This window comes from Candidatus Nitrososphaera evergladensis SR1, assembly GCF_000730285.1.
In the GTDB taxonomy this organism is placed as follows: Archaea; Thermoproteota; Nitrososphaeria; order Nitrososphaerales; family Nitrososphaeraceae; genus Nitrososphaera; species Nitrososphaera evergladensis.
This window is the reverse complement of the sequence record NZ_CP007174.1, coordinates 884,057-905,107: the sequence shown is the minus strand read 5'-3', so window position 1 is coordinate 905,107 and position 21,051 is coordinate 884,057. Positions and strand designations below refer to the sequence as shown.

Sequence of the window (21,051 nt, the reverse complement as noted above, 5' to 3'; positions counted from 1 at the left end):
AGATACACACTTTTTTAGATAGATTTGCTTCAAAATTAAGATTGTGTAGTGTATCATTCTTTAGCGTTCAAGGACGCAAATGTGAGGTTACAAGAATGACTTTCTTCGTGAAAAGTTAGTGCATCTTCCTTTATGGGAAATCGCGCCAATCCGCAGCAAGTTAACAGAACCCCGCAAGACTGTTTAAATACTTAGGCTTGCCTAATTAGGCCGTCCTAATTGACGATGAATGCACTGACGTTTGACAGCCATACTACTGCAATGCCTCTTTTGCAAGAGCTTGTGGACTGTATTTCATACAGGTTGATAATGTCCACCATAGACACGGCCAAGACGGCTGCGCAGGTTTCCGTGGAAAACAACCTCCCCCTTAGCTCGACGTACAAAAAGATAAAGAAGTTGCAGGACGTGGGCATACTCTTTATCGAAAAGATAGAGCTGGACGGCAAGGGCAAGAAGGTGGTCTATTACAGGAGCAGGATAAAGTCGATGGAGTTCAACCTGTCCCGTGACCAGATTCTGCTCCAGTTTGAAAAGAATGATGTGCACCTGTCCTCGGCGCAGGTTAACGTGATCAAGCAGTCAGCAGCTTTTTAGCCCGCCATTTTTTTATATTGTACGGCAGCGGCGGGGCGATGGCCTGCAATTGCGATCGCATCTGCAGCAGACTTTGTCTACGCGTATGCGTGCTATTTGTGATGATGCCCCGTAAAAAGAGAGGCATACACACACATCACCATGGAAGCGGGAACCACTTTAAACTTGATTCGGCAAGACCGGTTGCCACCGCAAGCGACATCAGAAAGAACACCAGCCAGAACTTTATAGTGCCGACGCGTTCTTTGTTGCGCATTGCAATGTACAGGCCCATCCATAGCACGGCCCACGTTATTTCGCTGTACACGAATATGCCGCCGTACTGAGCTGCCGGCCCGTACGGGACTAGCCACTGCTGGTCCTTGCGTACAAACGTGAGCACCCCCATTACAACCATCGCTATTGAGGCTGAGAGAAATGCCGCTGCGACCTTGCCTGAAACTGCCACAGACATGCTTTGTGACGTTGTCATTTGTTTTTCACCCCTGCACCGACGCAATCTTGGTCGGGACTATGCCCATGAGCGAGATGAACAGGGCATACATTATTGCAAGTGAGATCATTGCCATCAGCGTGCTCTTGACAGCCCTGTCTGTGAACATACGGTCATTGTAGTGCCATGCAAGGTACGCGACAAGCCCTGCCCACATCGGGCCCAAAAGTCCCATGTACTCCATCGATTCAAACATGGGTTCATGGGCAAACGGGAAGGTTTGTTTTATCTTTGATTTGGCGCTGTCTGGATCGGGCAGCCTGTACTCGATGTATCCTATCGTCTCCGTCAAGATTATGAGAAATACCGAAGCTGCGGCCGCTATGGAGAGTATTTTGAGCATGTTGACTGCTCCTTGCGGCGTCTCGCTGCTGAACGCCAAAAGCCCGATGAAACCTGCGCCTGACATTACGGCAAAGACCGTAAAGTAGTCATGCAGTATCATGACGCTTTCCAGCTTCTTGTCCACAAGCTGACCAAGCACCACTATATCCAAGGAGACGACTGCAGTTCCAAAAACCGTCAGGATAAGCATTGACTTGGTTGCGGTTAATGTTTCGGATTTTAGCACAGGGTCTGCATGTAAAATTTCTCTCGATTTTAAGGTACGAATGTTTTTCTGTACTGATTATCAGCCAAGAGACTCTGACCAGAGAATCGAATGTTGGTTTATAATATGATGACAGGATGACTGTCGATCTTTTGGAAAAATAGCACTATTGATGCCCTTGATAGAAAAAAATACCATAACGCTCGTCTATTCTCTAGGCGGAAAATCGAGATTTGGTTTATAAGCGTTCCAGAAAAGCTTGCCCGGCATGGCATACGCGAAGGTAGGAAAGGTTGTGCCACTGGCTCTTCTGGCGATGCTTGCAGGTTCAATAGCCACCATAGCAGGACCGGCTATCATGACCACAAAGGCATTTGCTCACACAGACAAGCCGGTGGATTTCGTTACTAACATCGAGTATATCCGGGGCCACCTTGAAAAGGCCATAGAGAACAAGAAAGCAGGCAACAACACGCTCGCAATAGCTCATGCAGGCCACCCCGTGGCAGAGGTCTATACCCTCATCAAGGCAGATATACAGGGAGACGACGCGGCACTTGACACCAAGCTTGAAGGCGACTTGAACACGCTCTTTGAACAGATTGGCAAGAACATGACTGCGGCCGATGTCGAGGCCAAGGTTGCAGACATCAACGCCAGCCTGGACAGCGCAGTGACCAAGGTGGTTGGCAATGACAGCAACAGCACCACGCTGTGGGCGCAGGTTGCAATGGGCCTTCTCAGTACATCCGTCGAGGAATACAACGAAGGCGTGGCAAACGGCACCATCATGCAGATGGTAGAGTACCAGGACGCTAACGCCTTCATCCACAGGGCAGAGGTCATATTTGGCAAGATCAAGCCAAGTATGCCAGAGCACGAAGCAGAAGAAGCCACCGAGTTGTTCGCAGAACTGCATTCACTTAGTTCTGCAAACGCAGACTCTGAAAAGATAGAGACCGTCATAGGCGGCATCAACAACGAGATAACCGAAGGGTTCAAGCTTGGCGGGGCGGCTGTCGATTCCGAGAAAGCCGGCTTTGCGGCCAACGTCGAGATGATAAAGGGCCACATGTCGCAGGCAGTCAAGAACGTCTTGAACAACAATTACGAGCTTGCGGCGGCTCACGCAGGCCACCCCATAGCAGAACACTATGCGCTGCTAAAGACAGAGCTTGGCGAGCACAACAAGGCCCTTGACGGCGACTTGGAGACTGCCCTGAAAGGCTTTGCGGCCAACATCAAGAACATGTCAGCGGTCGACACCAAGGCGCAGGTAGTCAAGATAACAAGGATGCTCAACACGGCAACGGCAGACGTCGTCACCGGAGACACTTGGGCGGACTTTAAGTTCAGAGCGGCAGTCACCAACACGCTCCTGTCGACCGTGCAGGAAGAGTACGCCGAGGCCATCCAGGGCGGCAAGATTGCCCAGATGGTAGAGTACCAGGACGCAGAGGCGTTTGCCGCCAGGGCAAACGTCCTGTTCAGGACAATCCAGGCCCAGCTTCCGGCTCACGAGGCAGAAGAAGCAAAGGAGATCCTGGCAAACCTAAAGACAAGCATGAAGAACGCGCAAGAGCCGGCGGCGATCAACACCCTCGTGCAGGGAGCCATCCACGAGATCCAGGAAGGGGCAGGAATCCAGGCAGTAACGGCCCACGAGACCACGCCTGCAGAGTTTATCGCCAAGATAAGGACACTGCTTGGCGAGCTGAAAGAAGAGTACGCGGCAGGCAACTATACCAAGGCAGACAGCCTTGCGGTAGAGGCGTACCTGGACAACTTTGAGCACGTCGAGGGCCCGCTCGTTGACGCAGGCCAAAAGGGCCTGATGGAAGAGATTGAGCAGTTGATGAGGGTCCAGCTGAGGGAAAAGATAAGCGACAAGGTTCCGGCTGACCAGATCAACGCCCACATAGCTACCATACTCGACAAGCTCGCACAAGCAGAGAAGGCGCTTGCCTAAGCAGTAGACCCTGTCCGGAAGTCCCGGACAGGCCTCCTCCTCTTCTTCTTCTTTTTCCTTTTTTCCCAAACCGAATGTATTTATTGATGCACATCAAATCTGGTAGTGATGGTGGGCGAAGCGATTGCAAATTTTGACCCTTATGTGGGCGTCGCCATAGGGCTATTTGTAGTCGGGCTTTTCGCAGTCATGGTTTATGAAAAATCAAGCAGCAGTAAGTCCAAGCACCAACAACAACAGCAGCATACAGCTGCGGATGTCGACGCCAAGCGTAGCAGCAGAAGTAGCAGTGACTCTTGACCAGATAATCCACGCCAAGTTTTCCAAGGAAGGCTTTTCTGAGCTAACCGCAATCCAGAAAAAGGCGCTTCCAGTCATTTCAAGAAAGATAAACTGCCTACTGGTTGCGCCAACCGGCTCTGGCAAGACTGAAGCGGCTGTTATGCCCGTGTTTTCGATGCTGTCGCACGCAAAAGGCGAGATGGGAACCATAAGGGCGATATACATCACACCACTGCGTGCGCTCAACAACGACGTGCTGCGCAGGATTGTGAAATACGCAGAGTCAGACGGCCTGCGCGTGGAGATACGGCATGGCGACACCACGGCGGCGGCAAAAAAGAAAATAGTGGACAACCCGCCCGATGTCTTGATAACCACGCCAGAGTCGCTTGCAGTTGTCCTGACAAGCGACAAGATGCTTGCCGCCCTCCGCGGGCTTGAATACATCATCGTTGACGAGGTGCACGAGCTTGTGCCTTCAGAACGCGGGTCGCACCTGTCTATTTCTCTGGAGCGGCTGCAGGCCGCGTCGCAAAAGCATGTTTCAAGGATAGGGCTTTCAGCCACCGTAGGCAACTTGAAGGAGGCCGCGCAGTTTGTTTCAGGCGCAGGCAGAAAACACGCCATACTAGTGGACAGCTCTGCAAGGGGCTATGACATTGACGTGAAATATGTAAAGGGCTCGCTCAACAACGTCGCCCATTTTGTGGTCCAGTACGTAAAAGAAAGCAAGGTAGAAGGCTCTGTGCTCTTGTTCACAAACACCCGCGACGAGGCAGAGTACCTGGGCACGATACTGAAAAACCAGTCTGACATCAAGGTGGACATTCACCACGGCTCGCTGTCAAAAGAGATGCGTGAAGAAACCGAAAATACGTTACGGGCAGGCGAGGCAGGAATAGTTGTATGCACAAGCTCTCTGGAACTGGGCCTTGACATCGGCTCTGTCGACCTCGTCATACACTATGGCTCGCCAAGGCAGGTTTCAAAATTGATGCAGAGGATCGGCAGGAGCAGGCACAAGCAGCGCACCTTTGCCAAGGGGCTGATAGTCACGAACAACGCCGACGACGAGATAGAGGCGCTTGCAATAATCAACCGCATGAAGCAAGGGTCGATAGAGGAGCAAAGGATGCACGAAGGTGCGCTTGACGCCATGGCGCACCACCTTGTCGGCCTTGCCATGCAGACCCGAGACCCGGTCAGGGTGGAAGACGCGTACGAGCTTGTAACCCGGGCTTACCCGTTCCGAAACGTCAGCCTCTTTGACCTTGAAAGCTGCCTCGACATCCTTGCAGCCCACAACGTGATAAAGTACGACAGGGAAAGCCGCACGTACACGCGCAAGATCAAGGCGTTCAAGTACTACTTTGAGAACCTCTCCATGATACCTCATGTATTGAAGTTTGAGGTCATTGACACGATAAGCAAGCGCAGGATAGGGACGCTTGACCAGCAGTTCGTAGGCGACTATGGCGAGCGGGGCAACGTCTTTGTGCTAAAGAGCTCGCAGTGGCGCGTGCTTTCTGTAGATGAAGGCAGGATGGTCGTAAACGTCGAGCCGCTACACGGCGCGGCGATAAACATACCCTACTGGGTCGGCGAGATGATACCGGTCGACTCAAGGACGGCAGAGCAGGTCGGAAGCATCCGCAGCAAGGCGGCAAAGGGAGCGGTCAAGCTGTCAACCGACCTTGTACAGGATGCCGCAAAGTCGCTTGGCGTTATCCCGGATTCAAAAAACGTCGTGGTCGAGAGTTTCTCTGCAAGGAACATGCTTGTTATGCACGCGGCATTTGGGTCAAAGGTGAACAACACCCTTGCGTCCCTGCTTTCCACGATACTTTCGTCGCAGCTTGGATACATAGTCGAGTCGCGCTCTGACGCCTACCGCATAATGCTCACGTCAAGCGCAAGGATGGCAAAGGGCAGGATTGAAGCGGCGCTTAACGACGTCTACGACCTGGAGCCGGTCATCATCGCGTCGCTTACCGGCACGCACCAGATCAACTGGAAGGTGTGGATGGTCGCCAAGAGGTTTGGAATGATCGCAAGGGAGGCAGTCTATGACAAAAAGGCGGCGCGCATGATCTATGATCGCTACGCAAAGACGCCGGTCAGCTCCGAGTCGATAAGGGAGCTTGTGCACGACAAGTACGACATCGAGCAGGCAAGAAAAGTCCTGTCAGGCATCAAGGAAGGCGCAGTAAAGATCCACTGGCTTGAAGTCACAAAATTCTCTGACCTTGCAAGGCCGATAATGGAGCACTCTGCAAAATCTGCCGCGGCGCCCCAGAGCATAGAAAAGGGAGTGATAGAGCTCGTGAAGGAGAGGCTGGAAAAGACAAAGCACAGGCTCGTCTGCATCCGTTGTGGAAAATGGGAGCGAGTGATGGAGACAAGGGAGGCGCCAGAGGAAATAGTGTGCCCGTCGTGCAGGTCCAAGCTTGTCACTGCCACTTTCTGGTCAGACTATGACATATCAAAGATAATCCAGCGCAGGCTTGCCGGCGGCAAGCTGTTAGAGGAGGAGAACCACCGGTTTGAGCGGGCGTGGAAGGTGGCGTCGCTTGTCAACAACTTTGGCAAAAAGGCGCTGATTGTCCTTGCAGGCCACGGCGTCGGAGCCGACACGGCGGCAAGGATACTGCGCAACTACATCGACGACGACCTGATGTACCGGGGCATATACGAGGCGGAAAAGCAGTACGTGATTACCCGCGGATTCTGGAACGACTAGAATATTGCCCTGTTGTTTCTGGTCTTTTCCCACACGTCTGCAATTACTTCGGCAAGCGTCTTTTCAACAGAACCATTAAACTTGGACTGCCACAGGTGTGCTACGTACTCGCCGGCGGTAGTCCTGTTTTCAATCCTGTTCTCCAAGATGTTGAGGAACGCAGGTTTTATCCCAAGGTCTGCAAGTCCTTTTCGCGCAAGCTCCACTTGGTGCTTGGCGGTTTGCACGACGTCAAAGTGCGTCTTGGCGTTAAAGCCCGACCTCACCACCGACTGGCGCTCTTCCCTGAGCGCGGCAAGCGGCCGAAGCTCGCGCTCTTCATGTATCGACTTTTGCAGGTAGCCGATAAAGAACTCTATCATGGCCATCATGGTCCGGGGCGTCGGCTGGACCGACATGACCCGCGCCTCGACCCTGTACGAGCTGGCGTTCAGCCGTATGCGGCAGTCGTCGTGGCGCTCCTTTTCCATCTCGAGATAGTCCTTGGCGATGACCGGCTTTCTTGAAATGATATAGTCGATGTAATCCTCCACGCCTGCAAGGTAGCGCGGTATTCCGGGAAAGCCTGAATTCTGCTGCTCAGACTGGTCGTACATGAATAGGCGGGGCTCGTGTAGCGAAAACACCCTGCCGGCAAAGAGGCGGCTGTTTGCTCCAAGCAGTATCACGGACGGTACCAGGTTGAGGATGTGGTTGAACATCATTGCCGTAAAATGCGGGTTTTTGCCCTGGAGGTGGAGGTGGAAGCCCTGGATAGCAGGCGCGACGTGAACGGCCTTGAACTTTTGCCCATCCATCTCGATATCGGGAAGTTTTTTCTGCCAGTGCGCAAGCCTTGCGTAGCGGGGCCTGTCAGTTATCAGGCCGTCGGCAAGGGCAAACGGCGACGGGTTTGCGCCGAGGAACACAGGCACGACGTCTTTGCCGGCTTTTCTCACGGCCTTTTCAAGGTGCTCGATAAACTCTTCAAACTGCAGGTTCAGGCCCTCGATCTTGTCCATCGACACTGGGTCGGTCTTGAATTCAAGCTGGCACTTGCCATACTCATAGTCTATCTGGTGATGGCGCCGTGACAGGCATTCAATCACGGGAGCGGCGTTTGCCGGCCTGCCGTCCTTTCCGTCAAGCAGGCACATCTCGATCTCGACTCCGACGCGAAAAGTCTCGTCCCTTCTCCTTGCGTGCCTTTTGACGCGCGCCTTGAGCTCGTCTGCCTGCGCGTAGATTTTTTTCGGGTGCGCCAAGAGATCAATATACGTCTGGCGCTTTTTCTGGGTTTCTACCCCAGGTGGATGACTGAAGAATACGACCGCAGCGTCAGCTCCGGGGCGCCTTCCCTTCCAGCGCCGGCAGTCACGCCTACCAGCTTGACCCTGTCGCCCACTGCCAGCTTGTTGACTGCGGAGCTCTGGTTGCGCCATCCCACCAGGCGGATCTGGCCCGTGTCGTCGCCAAGAAGCGTCGACGTGACAGGCACGGTCTCGCCCGACTTTAGGTTCACGTCAGAAGTTGAAGGAGCCTGCAGGACGATGGCTTCAAGCACGACTGGGGCAGGCTCGCCGGTAACAGCAGTGATGTCTTTTATCTTGGCCTCGAATTTGCCAAGCGACGGAAACGACGGGTCGTCGTCTGTAATGCGCAAATACGAGTCCTCCTTTGAAAGCGTGACTGCGTTTCCAAATATCCTGCTTGGCACGCACTCTATCATGGTGCCGGCGGACAGCTGGTCCGGGCTTGCAACATTGTTGTCAATGGTGAGCGTAAGAGCCCTTGCCGCCCTGTCGACTGCAAGGCAGAGAAAGCTTCCCCTGCCCGTCTCTTCTCCCACCGATATTATTCGCAAGGGCATCACGTCCACGTCCTGCTGCGAGCCGGAAAATTCAAGGATGGTCCCTTCGTCGCCGTGCAGCTCAAAGTCGCCGTTTCCAAACTGCGGGTTGCCCTGCTTTACCCTGACCCCCACCAGCTTGACCTTTGAGCCGGTCCTGAAGACCTTTGGCACCCGTGACTCGTCGACGTTCCACACCACCGCCCGCAAGGTGCGCGTGTTTGCCTCGTTTGATATTTGCAGCTGCAGCGACTTGCTTGCCTCGCCCCGCTGGTTCACAAAGTCTGAAATCCTCGGGTTTGCGTTCACGACGCCCGTGATTACTGCAGAGTCCTGCACCTCTTTAACGTCGTCGACCGTCATGGCAAGCGAGTCCAGCGGAGGGATGTCCGAGTCGCCCTGCGCGACTTCAATTGCGCTGTAACTTCCAAGGTTGACTATGGGCTTGCCGTCAAGGCCGGCCCTGACATAGCCCTTGACAATTTTCACAAGGTCGCCGGCCTGCAGGCCCATCTCGTCAGGCACGCTCACTTGCTTGTCCCACAGCTTGACCTTTACTCGGGCTTCCTTGTCGTAGATGACAAGCGTGCGTGTCGAGGACTGTTCGTTGGTCTCTTTTCTGGTAAACTTGAAAGGAGGGTAAATGTTCATGATGCGGCCTGTAATCGTGACGTCCTTTGCGCCGACATACAGGTCTTTTAATCCCGACTGCATCTTGGGCACGCTGTCAAAAGAGATGCCAAGGTCGGCCGCGACAAGAAACAATGCTCCCTGGTCGGTCAGGTATCCGGCGCCCACCTTGCGCTTTTTTTCATCCACCATGTCGCGGATTGCCTCTGCCGTCAGCCCGGGTTTTTGCTTTAGCAGCACGTTTACCATGTCAATGAAGCTTGGCGACAAACGAATTTCCTCAGCCCAAGAAGCATTTTGGAGAACTTGCTAATATATATTGAGAGAAAAAGAGAGGAAGAGGGAATGTCATATTAGCCGGCCCGTTTTTATTAACACGCTGGCCGATGGAAGACAACGACAACAATAGCTGCATCAGCGTCTCGCAACTGCGCATGAACTATGGCTCCGTAAGGGCCGTAGACGGCGTGTCGTTTGACGTCGGCTATGGCAGGGTGTTTGGCTTTCTTGGGCCAAACGGCGCAGGCAAGACCACCACGATAAAAGTATTGACGACGCTGGTCCACCCGACATCCGGCGACGTCCGGATATTTGGCAAGGACGTCGTAAAACACGCAAAGGAGATCAGAAAGCGGATAGGCGTAGTCCTGCAGGAGCCAAGCTTTGAGGGAAACGTGACGGTGGAAAAGTCCCTTGACCTGTACGGCATGATGTGGGGCGTGCCGGGTGAAAAGAGGCGCGACAGGGTGCGCGAGCTTTTGGAGCAGTTTGACCTGCTAGAGATCCGGGGCACGAAAAACGACGAGCTTTCAATAGGGCAGAGAAGGCGCGTGCAGGTAGCAAGGGAGTTCATGCACGACATGGACCTCCTGTTCCTGGACGAGCCCACGGTCGGCCTTGACCCTGCGGCAAGGCGCACGCTCCTTGACTATGTGAAAAAGCACGTGCACGGCGGCCTGACCGTGTTTTTCACGACGCACATCATGGAAGAGGTAGAATACCTGTGCGACGAGATAGCAATCATCAACAGGGGCAGGATGATAGCGATAGACACGCCGGCTGGCCTGAAGCAAAAGTACGGCGGTATAAAGGCAGTCGAGATCAAGCTAAAGGACGCGACCGCGCAGTCTGTCATGGGCTTGTTAAGCCCAATAGCCGGCGGCCAGTCGGTCATCGAAGTCCCTGCACAAGACACGATAAGGATAAGCTCCAAGGACGCGCAGGACGTGCTTGTCAGGGCGATAGAGGCGCTTGCAAGAAACGGCATCCAGATGGAAAGCGTATCGGTCAACCCGCCGACGCTTGAGGAAGTGTTCCTGACGGTGGTAAGCAGCAGTGCTAAATCTTCATCCTGAGAATTGACAGCGTCGCAAGCAGGAACGTGCCTGCAGTCGCTGCGGCTATCACTCCTACCTCGACGTTTGTAAAGAACGTTATCTGGTTAAAGACGCCGGCGCGGGTAATGTCGACGATGTAGGTCAAGGGATTTATGTAAAAGGCAGTCCCAAGTTCTGAAGGCACCCCTTCTGACGGGTAGAACGCAGAGCTGACAAACGAGAAGAACAGAAACACGCTGTTTACAATCACGTTAAAGCCCTCGCTGCTTTTCAGCCGAGTCGATATGATTATCGCAATAGAGCCAAAGAACACCGCGCCGACTATGAGCGCATAGAGCACGTACAGCGAGCCCACAAATGTAGGCTGCGCGCTGCCAAGAAGCGTGGGCGAGCCGGCAAGAAGTATCAGGCCGGCGCTTGCAAGGCCCATCAGCATTATCGTAACGATGTTGCCCAGTACGTACTCCATGCGCGCAAAGGGCATCACCAGGATCTGCTTGAACATGCCGTTTTTCTTGTCGTTCCATATGATGCTGCCAGCCACCGTGCTAGAGTTCATCATGTTAAAGCCTATCATGCCGGCGGCAAGGTACGCGGGGTATGGGACGCTCGTGCTCCCTATCGCAATGCCCTGCCCGCCCAAGAGACCCGCGTACGAGTAGCCGGCGATAAAGATGTAGATTATCGGAAACACCACCTGCCATATCAGAAACACCTTGTCTATCGAGGCGACAAGGTTACGGTACAGCAGGACTGCGACGGTGTTCATGATGATAACTGCAAGAGAGCATCTTTGGTATATTAACAAAGCACAAGCACGATTTAAATAACAAACCTACGCGGTGATAGCTATCAAACATGATGACAGAGGACATGGCCGAGAAAAAATTGCGCGGCTCTGGAGGTTATGCTATTGCAAAGGTTAGCGACGAGGAGCAAAAGATGGCCAACCTTGGCGGGCCGGAGCTGTTCCTTGCCGGGATTGGCAGGCTTGACACTGGCAGGTTTGTGAAATATTTCTGCAACAAGTGCGAGCGCGACTTTGAGGGCGCGCCCACACTCAGCTACGACAACCCTAACGAGGATCTCGGCGAGGGCGTGACGCTCGTGGAAAAAGGCGAGTACAAGTGCAGGGCGTGCAACGCGACCATTGCGCAGTACCGCAAGTTCAACGCGCCTGCGCAAACGCCTCAGGTAGCGCCAAAGGCAGAGGCAGCCCCCGCGCCCGAAAGCGCTATTACTCCGGTGCCGGCGGCAGTCATTTCGCCGACGCAGGACGGGGGTTTTGTTTCGATAAGCCAGCTCGTGGGCATGGCTGCATACGACGGCGAGGCCATGCTCGTGGGCAAGATAGAGGAAGTAGGACTGAGAAAGCAGGGCGGCAGGGCAACGATATCAGTCAAGATAGTTTCTAGCGCGGGAGACAAAAAGGAAGTACAATGGGACGGCATCTCAAAGATAGGAGACATTGTACTGCTAAAGGCAGGCGGCGCTCCGGCGACAGCAGGCAAGTGCCCGTCGTGCGGCTACCAGAATGAGGCTGGCGCGGCATTCTGCGAAGAGTGCGGCACCAAGCTGTAATAATCCCCCGCAAGTTATACAGGTGCCACCTCTGGCACTATATTCTTTTTAAGATACAACAGGACAATTAACAATCGCTAGATAGTGAGTTTCCAAATCCTGAATTATCATGGCACAGCCGAAGAAGATCTGGAAATCACATCATTGCTGGCTCGTGTTTTTGTTGGCGAGGGATATACGGAAAAATCAAGCGCCGAGAAAATATTTGCACTTGCCGAGCTGCAAAAACGCGGCGAGATCATGCTGGCCAGATCGCCGACAGGAAAACTTCTCGGCATGGTCATATTTGTCCTCCCAACTAGCCCGGCCCGTCAGGTGGCAGAGGAGGATGAAGCTGAAATTCACTTGCTGGCAGTTTATCCAGAAGCACGGGGACAGGGTGTTGCATCACGCCTCATTATGGCCTGTGAGAGACGGGCCGTCTCATCCGGGTATTCCAAGATGGTCCTTTCGACCCAGCCGACCATGACAGAGGCCCATCGAGTTTATGAGCAACTCGGCTACCGGCGAAATCCTATACGAGATTGGTCATCAAAGAAAGGCACAGACGGCAACAGCAAGATTTACTTTGTTTACGAGAAAAGACTTTGAATTTAGACAAAGAATCGTATCAGCCAAGTCCGTGACAAGATAGCTCTCTATTTGGAACTAGCTAGTTGTATAACAAAATCAAATCAGGACCTTTGGAGGTTCAGATTTGTGTTTACACGAGCAAAGTTTGGGACAGCAACAGGTAACTCCAAGGTTGATGATGCCAAGTTCGATTTGCATTGTACTCACGGAACCTATAGAATAACTATCAGTAATCTCTTCTTTGAACTGCCGAACTTGGGGCTTTTTATTGCTCCTTGCACTCTATTTCTTCTGGCGCAATCTGTGACTCGATCAACTACTACCGCTGCTGATGACGAGGATCAAGAAGGAAAAACTGAAGTCCGGCATGGTTATCGAGAGATGGAAGAAGGAATAGAGCCGGAAAAAACTGAAATCATACAAGGGGTCGAAAATGTCGTTGCTCTTGCGGAAACTATTTCTCAGATAAGGGAGAGGCTCGACACTTGTATGGACTCTAACGGCGTTTCGTCCGTTGCGACAAACCTGTATGAGAAACTGGCACGGCTTAAAGAGAAAGGCGTCAAACTCAGGTACATTACAGAAGTTACCCGTGGGAATGTTCCTCAGTGTAAAAAGCTATTGAACGCGGTGGAGCTCAGGCATTTGCAGGGGATCAAGGGCAACTTTGGAATAGCAGATGGAGTGGATTTTCGAAGCAGTGCATCCGTGGTAGGAGGACAGCATCCGACCGAAGTCATCAGAAGTACAGCTCGTCAGTTTGTAAAGCAGCAGCAATATTTCTTTGACATGCTCTGGGAAAAGGCAATCCCAGCAGAGCAGAGGATAAAAGAGATTGAGGAGGGAATAGAGCCGGAAATCACCGAAATTGTGACAGGGTGGGATGGCATATTCAAAAGAAACATAGAGAGTTTCTCAAAGGCAAGACAAGCGGTTGATCATTGCTGTGATGCCCTGGTCCCACCAAAAATAGTCGGGTCGCCCGTGTACGAAGCAGGTACTGATTTTGTCAAGAGGGGCGGGAAGATTCGAATGATAACCGAAATTACGGCGGAAAATCTGCCTTCGGTCAAGGAGCTGATGAAAACTCAAGAGATCCGGCATGTTAACGGCTTCAACCTAAATTTTGGCATTAGTGAGGCCGTTTTTTTGGCTCCGACTTCTGTTTATGCAATGAGTTCAAATCCGCAGCTAATATACAGCAACTCTAGAGACCTCATAAGGCAGCATCAATACCTCTTTGATACGCTTTGGGAGAAGGCCATTCCTGCCGAGCAGAGGATAAAAGAGATTGAGGAGGGAATTGGTCCAGAGTTTATCGAGACGATAAAAGATCCAGATAAAGTATTGAAACTCGGCTATGACCTTCTCAAGGAGGCCAAAAGCGAAGTATTGGTGATATTTTCATCGGCCAACGCATTTCTCCGCCAAGAGCGTGCCGGATTGATGCGACTGCTAACAAAGATGGCAGAAGGGCACGGCGGCGTACAAATCAGGATCATGACGCCGATTGATGACAGAATTAAAGAAACAGTGGAGAAATTTGAAGAGCATTCGCAGCAAAAGATCAAGGTCAAAAGCATTGAACCATCCCTGCAAACCAGAGTCACGCTCCTCATAGTGGACAGGAGATACTCCTTGGCAGTGGAGTTGAAAGACGACGCCAAAGAAACATCCCTTGAAGCGATGGGCATGGCCACGTACTCTAACAGCAAGGCAACCGTATTGTCATACACTTCAATATTTGAGAGCTTGTGGAATCAGGCAGAATTGTATGAACGGATTAAACAATTGTACGAGCAATTAAAAGCACATAGCGAGATGCAAAAGGAGTTTATCAGCATAGCTGCTCATGAGTTGAGAACACCCATCCAGCCAATAATCGGGCTGACAGAAATCCTAAACCAAAAGGAGGGCAACAGCAGCGAATACCATCAGCTGCTTGAGATTATCAATAGAAACGCAAACAGGCTGAACAGGCTTACAGAGACTCTGCTGGATGTTGCAAGAATAGATAGTCAATCCTTACGGTTGAACAAAGAAACGCTCGACCTAAACGACACAATAATGGAAGCCATCGGCGACATGGAAAAATCAATGGATAATAACAACAACAAGACAACATTGTCTTTCTTGCGAAAAGAGAAAGAAGATGTTTTCGTAAACGCAGACAGAGGAAGGATAACACAGGTCATATACAATCTCCTAAGCAACGCCATCAAGTTCGCTGGGGGAGGGACCGTGACGGTTATGCTTGGAAAAGAATCAAATGACGACGGCCGATTTGCCATTGTATCAGTCAGAGACTCCGGTTCCGGAATAGATCCAGAAATAGTACCCAGGCTGTTCACAAAGTTTGCCAGCAAGTCAGAGAAAGGTACAGGGCTAGGACTGTTCATTTCAAAAGGCATTGTAGAAGCGCATGGCGGCAAGATATGGGCCAAGAATAACAAAGACAGCAGGGGCGCAACGTTTGCATTCAGCCTGCCCCTTGTCAGCAAGTAAACGTCCTAGCTAGTTTTACAGGGCAGTCGATTTTGCCGCCATGTAATTGCTAACTACTTTAGTATTATTCTGGCGTCGACCACCCTTGCGCCCTTGCCTTCTTCCAACACGAGTAGCGGGTTGATGTCAAACTCTTTTATCTCTGGAAAGTCGGTGACAAGCTGCGACAGCCTCTGGAGCGAGTCTGCAATCGCTTTCAGGTCGGACGGCTTTTCTCCCCTGACTCCCTTCAACAGTTTTATTGTCTTTATCGACTCGACCATCCTTGCCGCTTCCCGCTCGTCAATGGGCGCAACGCGGAACACCACGTCCTTTAGCACCTCGACATAGATGCCTCCAAGCCCAAACATTATGACCGGCCCAAAGGTCGGGTCCTGGCTTGCGCCAAGTATGGTTTCTTTTGCAGACTTGACCATCTCCTGCACAAGGACGCCCTTTATCTTGGCGTCGGCCTTGTACTTTTTGGCGTTTTCCATTATCGACCTGAACGCGGCGCGAAGCTCGTCGTCGCTCTTTATCCCGACCTTGACCCCGCCGGCGTCAGACTTGTGTATGATGTCAGGCGACGCTATCTTCATGACGACAGGATAGCCGATCTCTTTTGCAGCTTTTACGCATTCGTCCTCCGTTGCTCCAAGGATGCTCTTTGGCGTCGGAAACCCGTACGCCCGCAGAACCTCGTAGCCTTCTTCTTCAAGCAGGTTATTGCGACCTTGTTTTTTGACGCTTGCAAAAATCTCCCTGACTTTTGCAGTGTCCTTGGCAAACGAGAGCGTGCCAGCCTTGGTCTTGGCGCTGTCGACCCAGCTCTTGAAATCATAGACGGCCTTGAGCGTCCTTATCGCCGGCTCGGCGTAGAGGTAGTACGGCACTCCGCCTTCTGACATTATCGCCCTGTTCTCCACGCCCTCTGCAAGCCCCATGAGGGAAGCAAGTATCGTCTTGTTTGGAAACTGCCTTGACGTTTTTACCAGCACCCTTGCAAGGTCGTCATAGTTCAGGGTCGCCGAAGGCGTGCACATCGTAACTACAGAGCCCACGTTTGGGTGCGCAAGGACTAGGTTGAGCACCTTGTCAAACCTGTTGAAATCCGCGTCGCCCACAATGTCGACGGGGTTTCGCGGCGAGCCGTACGCCGGTATGACCTTGGCAATGTCGTCGCGTATTGACGAGATGTCTGCCATTTTCAGGCCGTACTTGGAGCAGGCATCGGTGGATATGATTGCCGGCCCGCCCGCATTGGATACAATGACTACGCCTCCTTCTGGCAGCGGCTGCTTGGAAAATGCGGTTGCAAGGTCGAACAGCTCGCCCATCGTGTCGACGCGGATGACTCCGCACTGCGCAAACGCGGCTTCATAGTTTGCGTCAGAGCCGCCAAGCGCGCCGGTGTGCGACGCAGCAGCTTTGGCGCCTTCCGCCGTCCTGCCTGATTTCAGCACGATCACCGGCTTTTTCTTTTCTGTCGTTATCCTCTTTGCAATGTCCATAAAGCGCCTTGCGTTGCGTATGTCCTCCAGGTACATCACGACAACCTTGGTGTCATCGTCCTCCGCCAAGAGCTCCAGCACGTCGCTTTCGTCCATGTCCACCTTGTTGCCCATGCTTATCACCTTGGAAAAGCCGATGTTCTGCGCTCCGGCGTCTTCCACTGTTGCCGCGCAGATGGCTCCGCTCTGCGATACAAGCGCTATTCCGCCGTAGCTGGGCGTTATCTTCAAGAACGTGGAATTCATCATGTTGTCCTTCGACAGGCTCATGATGCCAAGGCAGTTGGGGCCGATTACCCGGATGCCGTATTTTTTGGAAATCTCGCCCACCTCTCTTTCAAGCCGGGCGCCTTCCTCGTCGACTTCCTTGAAACCTGCGGATACAATGATTGCGCCCTTTATCCCCTTCTTGCCCACCTCTTCCATCACCGCGGGGGTGAACCTGCTTGGCGCGGCCACGACTGCAAGATCCACGCTTTCAGGAATGTCCAGCACGCTCTTGTACGCCGTCAGGCCGCCAACCGTCGGGTTTGACGGGGTGACGGGATAGATCTTGCCCTTGAAATGCTTGGCAATGTTTGTAAATATCGTCTTGCCTACGCCCGGCTTTTCTGAAGCTCCAATGACTGCTATCGACTTTGGCGAGAAGAAGATGGAATTATTGGACATTTGGGAAAAATGCGTGTCAGGATGGTTATAAATGCATGTGCGCATCGAGGTGAACTTTTATTGTGCGCGCGGCATTATTACAAACATGTCTGCCATACTGCTCCTGGTAGTCATACCGTCAGTCATTGCGTTCCTGTTTTCAGTGTTTGTCGCGTATTACGCGTTTTCAGACGTGAGCGAGCGGCAGTTCAGCAGCAGTGAATCCGACGCGCACAGGCTCAATATCGAAGTGCCGTCGGGACAGCCCTGACAGTTTGTTTCGATAAAAGTTCATTATTCTGTTCGCGATAGCTGTGCCGTGCATGTTGCTATGCCGGCGGCAGCAGGTCTTGCCGCAGGATTTGCGTTTGTGGCATTGTTTTCCGCGTGGGCCGCAAACCCGCCGCTGTACAGAATTGACTCGTGGATTGTCTACGCAGTGAAAATTCCAGAAGGAGCGGCAGCGCAGGAGAGGAACTTCGAGCCTGAAGTGATAGACATGAAATCAGGCAGTGCAATAAGGTGGACCAACAACGAGACAGCCCCAACTACCGTCGTAATAGGACCGGCCTGTACGCCATCGTCTGATGTATACAAGGCCACCACGGCTTCAAGGGTCAAGCTGGAAAAGCAGCTGGCGCCGGGCGAGTCGTTTGAGTGCAGGTTTAACGACATGGGCGAATACACCATCCATGCGGAGCCTTGGCCGTGGATGCGCGGCACAATCAAGGTTGCGCCCTAGTCAGAAAGCAACCTTTATTTTCAATATCCAGAGTGTTACCGAATGTTAATGATAGACTCCCTTGTCGATGCTGGAATGAACGACTTGATCTCTGACCTGCAGGCGCTAATCAGACAGCCAAGCGTCTCGGCAAAAAAGGTCGGGCTCGTCGAATGCGCAAACCTTGTTGCCAAGATGATGCAAAAGGCAGGCATCAATTCCGAGGTGCTATACCTCGATGATAAGACTGTGCCACCCATAGTTTACGGCGAAGTAAAGTCAAAAGCAAACCCTGCCGCCAAGACGCTTCTCTTTTACAACCATTATGACGTGCAGCCGGAGGAGCCTCTTGAATTGTGGGAGGACGAGCCGTTCAGCGGCACGGTCAGGGACAACAAGGTCTTTGGCCGCGGCTCTGCAGACGACAAGGGCGAGCTGGTAACCCGCATCAAGGCAGTCGAGTATTTCCTGAAAGAGACAGGCAACGTCCCCTGCAACATCAAGTTCATCGTTGAAGGCGAGGAGGAGGTCGGTAGCGTGCATGTCGAGCAGTACCTGAAAAAATACAAGGAAAAACTTGCCTGCGACGGCGTGATATGGGAGTTTGGCTACGTCGACGCAAAGGACAGGCCGATACTAAGCCTTGGCATGAAGGGCCTGCTGTACGTCGAGTTGATAGCGACGGGACCGTCAAGGGACGCGCATTCCAGCCTTGCGGTGCTGATTGAAAACCCGGCGTGGCGGCTTGTCTCTGCGCTCAAGACAATGCGCGACGAAAAGTCAGGCAGGGTCACGATAAAGGACTGGTACAAGGAAGTTAAACCGTTTACAAAGCAAGAGCTTGCGGTCATTTCAAAAGAGCCGTTTGACGAGGGGGAATTCAGGAGCGAGTACGGCATCAAGAGGTTTGTGGCAGGCGCCCGCGGCAGGGACGCCAAAAAGGCGCTTGTTGGGATGCCCACTTGCAACATCGCCGGCTTTGACTCGGGTTACATCGGAGAAGGCGCCAAGACTGTGCTACCGGCAAAGGCGCGTGTAAAAATTGATTTCCGCCTCGTGCCCGGCATGGTGCCTGAAAAGCAGCTGGCGCGGCTGAAGAAGCACCTGAAGGACCACGGCTTTTCAGATATTGAGGTCAATTTCATCCACGGCGAGGCGGCGGCAAGGACCTCAATCTACGACCCGTTTGTGAAAAAGGTGGACGAGGCGGCAAGGGAGGCGTTTGGCAGTTCTATACTGAGTGTGTCTTCTGCCGGCACCGGCCCGATGTACTCGTTTGTCAAGGTGCTCAAGGCGCCCTGCATATCCATCGGGAGCACGTACATGTTTGCGCGCATCCACTCGCCAAACGAGTTTGCAAGAATCGACCTTCTGAACAAGTGCACAAAGTGCATGGTCAGGATAATCGAAAAGTTTGCCGCCTAGCTTTTTTTTGCAGCATATAGGTTAATAACAAAGGAGATCGCAGACACAAAACAAGCATTGAAACGCGGCTACTATGTCCTGATAGGCGGCGCGGCGCTTTTTGCAATAGGCATCGCGCTGACCGTGGTATGGGCACTCCCAGTAGCGCAACAGCTGCAGAAAGACACTACGATACTGCAGCAAGTGTCACTTGCCGCGGCCAAGTCCGCGTCTGCCGAGTTTCAGGTCGCTGACCCGGAAAGAATGCTTTCGGTGGTGGTTTCAGCGAGAAATTCCGCCCCCATGACTGCAGTCCTCGTCGGGCCGGACGGAAGCGAGGTCTTGCGCAAAGAGTTTAGCGAGACGCTGGCAGAAGGAACGGTCCCCACGCAGGCTGGCAGCTACAGGCTGACAGTTACAAACAACGGAAGCACGGACACAACAGTCGACGTTGTGCTTGGCTACATACCGGGCGTGGGCCAAGACAACAACGTCAACGTAGAGATGTTTAGAGGAGTCATTATCGGCGCTGGAATGATCATTGCAGGCATCATGGTGATGATAGGGGGCGTCATTGTCGTTGTCCTTGACAGGCGCAAGAAACAATAGCAATCAATCACATGTCAAGTCCAAGCACGCCGGCGTTGCCCCAGTTCTCCTTTGACACCTCATAGATGAGGACGCGCACGCCGTCTTCCTTTGCGTTCAATATGCGCGCAGTTTCCCGCGTCAGCACCTTTACAAGCTCGCGCTTTTGCTCTACTGTCCGGCCCTGGCTCATGGTTATCTGAATTACTGGCATGTGTCGTATGATGCAGGCATGTGCGCAGTTGTATTCTTCAGCCCTACGTCTTTGTCAGGTTATGATGATTATTATGGGCGTCGTCGGCTCTGTAATCCTCCCTCTTTGTTTCACTCGCGGGGAATCCAAGAAGAAGCGCGGTAGTCGAACCCATGATGGCGCCGTAAACTACGTGCAACAGAATAGAGCCCGCAAGGACTGACGACATTACGTCAATAGCCTTGTTTTGGAGCACTTCTGCAGAAGTGCCAGGCGGATAGATGCTCGCCAGGACTTTTACAAGTGAAGGTTCCACTTCAAATCGGGTCAGCGGGACAAAGAGCACAGAGAACGCAATAAAGCCTGCCAGAATGCCGACTCCAGTCCCCTTTGCCATGCTTGTTATGTTAAAGGGTCCCACCACCGTCGTGATATAGCCAAATACTGCACCTATCAGGGTTCCCATGATCAGGTGCAAGACGGTGCCGAAAAATATCGCGACAGGCACGTCAAGGCCACCCATTGCAATGCCGATTATGGAATAAAAGGTTCCAAGCGGAAGCCCGAGCAGTGCATCACCCCCAATTATCAGGCTTACAAGTATCGCTGCTGCGAAAAATCCCGCGGCAGTTCCAGACCACAAGGACCTGATCCTGTATCTGTATTCTGCCTCATCACGAGTTTTATGTTCAGATACCGCCTGAGTTACAACTTGCCGCTTGGGCACCAGGAACACAAGAACCGCTATGAGCGGAAAAGCCAGAGCAGGAATAATGATCTGGATAACGGGCAGCGCCGATGAGGGCTTGCCAGAGGAGCCAAACAGGTACGGAACGATGGAAAAGACATAGACTACTGCCACAAGTCCTGCAATTATGAAAATCGCAGCTATCATTCTCGCATTCATTTCACGTTTTCTCCC

Annotated in this window: 20 protein-coding genes; 12 read left to right on the top strand and 8 right to left on the bottom strand. The window is 52.6% G+C overall.

Features of this window, described 5'->3' with window-relative positions; translation table 11 throughout:
• The first annotated feature begins 219 nt into the window (after positions 1-219).
• Complete coding sequence (locus tag NTE_RS04650; protein ID WP_148699960.1) at positions 220-597, top strand: hypothetical protein; 378 nt, start codon at positions 220-222, stop codon at positions 595-597.
• Positions 598-733: 136 nt separating this feature from the next.
• Here NTE_RS04650 and NTE_RS04645 read toward each other — a convergent pair whose 3' ends face one another.
• Positions 734-1,069, bottom strand: coding sequence for a hypothetical protein (locus NTE_RS04645; RefSeq protein WP_148699959.1), 336 nt, complete (start codon positions 1,067-1,069; stop codon positions 734-736).
• A gap of 7 nt (positions 1,070-1,076) precedes the next feature.
• Positions 1,077-1,661 (bottom strand): hypothetical protein, encoded by a 585-nt coding sequence (locus NTE_RS04640; RefSeq protein WP_148699958.1) that lies wholly within the window; start codon positions 1,659-1,661, stop codon positions 1,077-1,079.
• A 247-nt stretch (positions 1,662-1,908) separates the two neighbouring features.
• Here NTE_RS04640 and NTE_RS04635 point away from each other — a divergent pair, with 247 nt between their 5' ends.
• The 3 genes from NTE_RS04635 to NTE_RS04630 all read left to right on the top strand — a co-directional run bounded on the left by NTE_RS04635 (position 1,909) and on the right by NTE_RS04630 (position 6,631).
• A complete protein-coding gene (locus NTE_RS04635; protein ID WP_148699957.1) occupies positions 1,909-3,609 on the top strand; it encodes a hypothetical protein in 1,701 nt (566 codons plus the stop codon).
• Between the two features lie 105 nt (positions 3,610-3,714).
• On the top strand, positions 3,715-3,909 hold the full coding sequence (locus NTE_RS17075; RefSeq protein ID WP_226987182.1) for a hypothetical protein: 195 nt from the start codon (positions 3,715-3,717) through the stop codon (positions 3,907-3,909).
• A complete protein-coding gene (locus NTE_RS04630; RefSeq protein ID WP_226987181.1) occupies positions 3,866-6,631 on the top strand; it encodes a DEAD/DEAH box helicase in 2,766 nt (921 codons plus the stop codon). Before NTE_RS17075 ends, NTE_RS04630 begins: the two co-directional genes overlap by 44 nt.
• Here NTE_RS04630 and NTE_RS04625 read toward each other — a convergent pair.
• Positions 6,628-7,875, bottom strand: coding sequence for a carboxylate-amine ligase (locus tag NTE_RS04625; protein WP_158385110.1), 1,248 nt, complete (start codon positions 7,873-7,875; stop codon positions 6,628-6,630). The genes NTE_RS04630 and NTE_RS04625 overlap by 4 nt on opposite strands.
• Positions 7,876-7,910: 35 nt before the next feature.
• The gene (locus tag NTE_RS16375; RefSeq protein WP_158385108.1) at positions 7,911-9,359 is read right to left on the bottom strand and encodes a hypothetical protein; all 1,449 of its coding nucleotides are present in this window, start codon (positions 9,357-9,359) and stop codon (positions 7,911-7,913) included.
• Between the two features lie 116 nt (positions 9,360-9,475).
• On the opposite strand from NTE_RS16375, the gene NTE_RS04620 reads away from it, so the two are divergent.
• Complete coding sequence (locus tag NTE_RS04620; protein WP_148699954.1) at positions 9,476-10,444, top strand: ABC transporter ATP-binding protein; 969 nt, start codon at positions 9,476-9,478, stop codon at positions 10,442-10,444.
• Here the strand turns inward: NTE_RS04620 and NTE_RS04615 are convergent.
• Positions 10,428-11,195, bottom strand: coding sequence for an ABC transporter permease (locus NTE_RS04615; RefSeq protein ID WP_148699953.1), 768 nt, complete (start codon positions 11,193-11,195; stop codon positions 10,428-10,430). The two genes, NTE_RS04620 and NTE_RS04615, sit on opposite strands and share 17 nt — an antisense overlap.
• 89 nt (positions 11,196-11,284) lie before the next feature.
• Here NTE_RS04615 and NTE_RS04610 point away from each other — a divergent pair, with 89 nt between their 5' ends.
• The 3 genes from NTE_RS04610 to NTE_RS04600 all read left to right on the top strand — a co-directional run bounded on the left by NTE_RS04610 (position 11,285) and on the right by NTE_RS04600 (position 15,085).
• Positions 11,285-12,007 carry a zinc-ribbon domain-containing protein gene (locus NTE_RS04610; RefSeq protein WP_148699952.1) on the top strand — a complete coding sequence of 241 codons (723 nt, stop codon included), beginning with the start codon at positions 11,285-11,287 and terminating at the stop codon, positions 12,005-12,007.
• 84 nt (positions 12,008-12,091) lie between these two features.
• Positions 12,092-12,598 (top strand): GNAT family N-acetyltransferase, encoded by a 507-nt coding sequence (locus NTE_RS04605; RefSeq protein WP_158385106.1) that lies wholly within the window; start codon positions 12,092-12,094, stop codon positions 12,596-12,598.
• Positions 12,599-12,883: 285 nt separating this feature from the next.
• Positions 12,884-15,085, top strand: a complete 2,202-nt coding sequence (locus NTE_RS04600) for an ATP-binding protein (protein WP_148699950.1) — start codon at positions 12,884-12,886, stop codon at positions 15,083-15,085.
• Positions 15,086-15,138: 53 nt separating this feature from the next.
• Here NTE_RS04600 and NTE_RS17445 read toward each other — a convergent pair whose 3' ends face one another.
• Complete coding sequence (locus tag NTE_RS17445) at positions 15,139-17,244, bottom strand: 4-hydroxybutyrate--CoA ligase (protein ID WP_148699949.1); 2,106 nt, start codon at positions 17,242-17,244, stop codon at positions 15,139-15,141.
• A gap of 85 nt (positions 17,245-17,329) precedes the next feature.
• Here NTE_RS17445 and NTE_RS16370 point away from each other — a divergent pair, with 85 nt between their 5' ends.
• The 4 genes from NTE_RS16370 to NTE_RS04580 are packed head-to-tail and all read left to right on the top strand — an operon-like array spanning position 17,330 to position 19,957.
• Complete coding sequence (locus NTE_RS16370) at positions 17,330-17,494, top strand: hypothetical protein (protein WP_158385104.1); 165 nt, start codon at positions 17,330-17,332, stop codon at positions 17,492-17,494.
• 60 nt (positions 17,495-17,554) lie between these two features.
• A complete protein-coding gene (locus NTE_RS04590) occupies positions 17,555-17,965 on the top strand; it encodes a cupredoxin domain-containing protein (protein ID WP_148699948.1) in 411 nt (136 codons plus the stop codon).
• 48 nt (positions 17,966-18,013) lie between these two features.
• Positions 18,014-19,369 carry a M20/M25/M40 family metallo-hydrolase gene (locus tag NTE_RS04585; RefSeq protein ID WP_148699947.1) on the top strand — a complete coding sequence of 452 codons (1,356 nt, stop codon included), beginning with the start codon at positions 18,014-18,016 and terminating at the stop codon, positions 19,367-19,369.
• A gap of 57 nt (positions 19,370-19,426) precedes the next feature.
• Complete coding sequence (locus tag NTE_RS04580; protein ID WP_148699946.1) at positions 19,427-19,957, top strand: hypothetical protein; 531 nt, start codon at positions 19,427-19,429, stop codon at positions 19,955-19,957.
• A gap of 7 nt (positions 19,958-19,964) precedes the next feature.
• On the opposite strand, the gene NTE_RS04575 is transcribed toward NTE_RS04580, so the two are convergent.
• Together NTE_RS04575 and NTE_RS04570 are read right to left on the bottom strand one after the other, a co-directional pair.
• The gene (locus tag NTE_RS04575) at positions 19,965-20,150 is read right to left on the bottom strand and encodes a tautomerase family protein (RefSeq protein ID WP_148699945.1); all 186 of its coding nucleotides are present in this window, start codon (positions 20,148-20,150) and stop codon (positions 19,965-19,967) included.
• A gap of 43 nt (positions 20,151-20,193) precedes the next feature.
• Positions 20,194-21,036 (bottom strand): hypothetical protein, encoded by an 843-nt coding sequence (locus NTE_RS04570; RefSeq protein WP_148699944.1) that lies wholly within the window; start codon positions 21,034-21,036, stop codon positions 20,194-20,196.
• Positions 21,037-21,051: the final 15 nt, after the last annotated feature.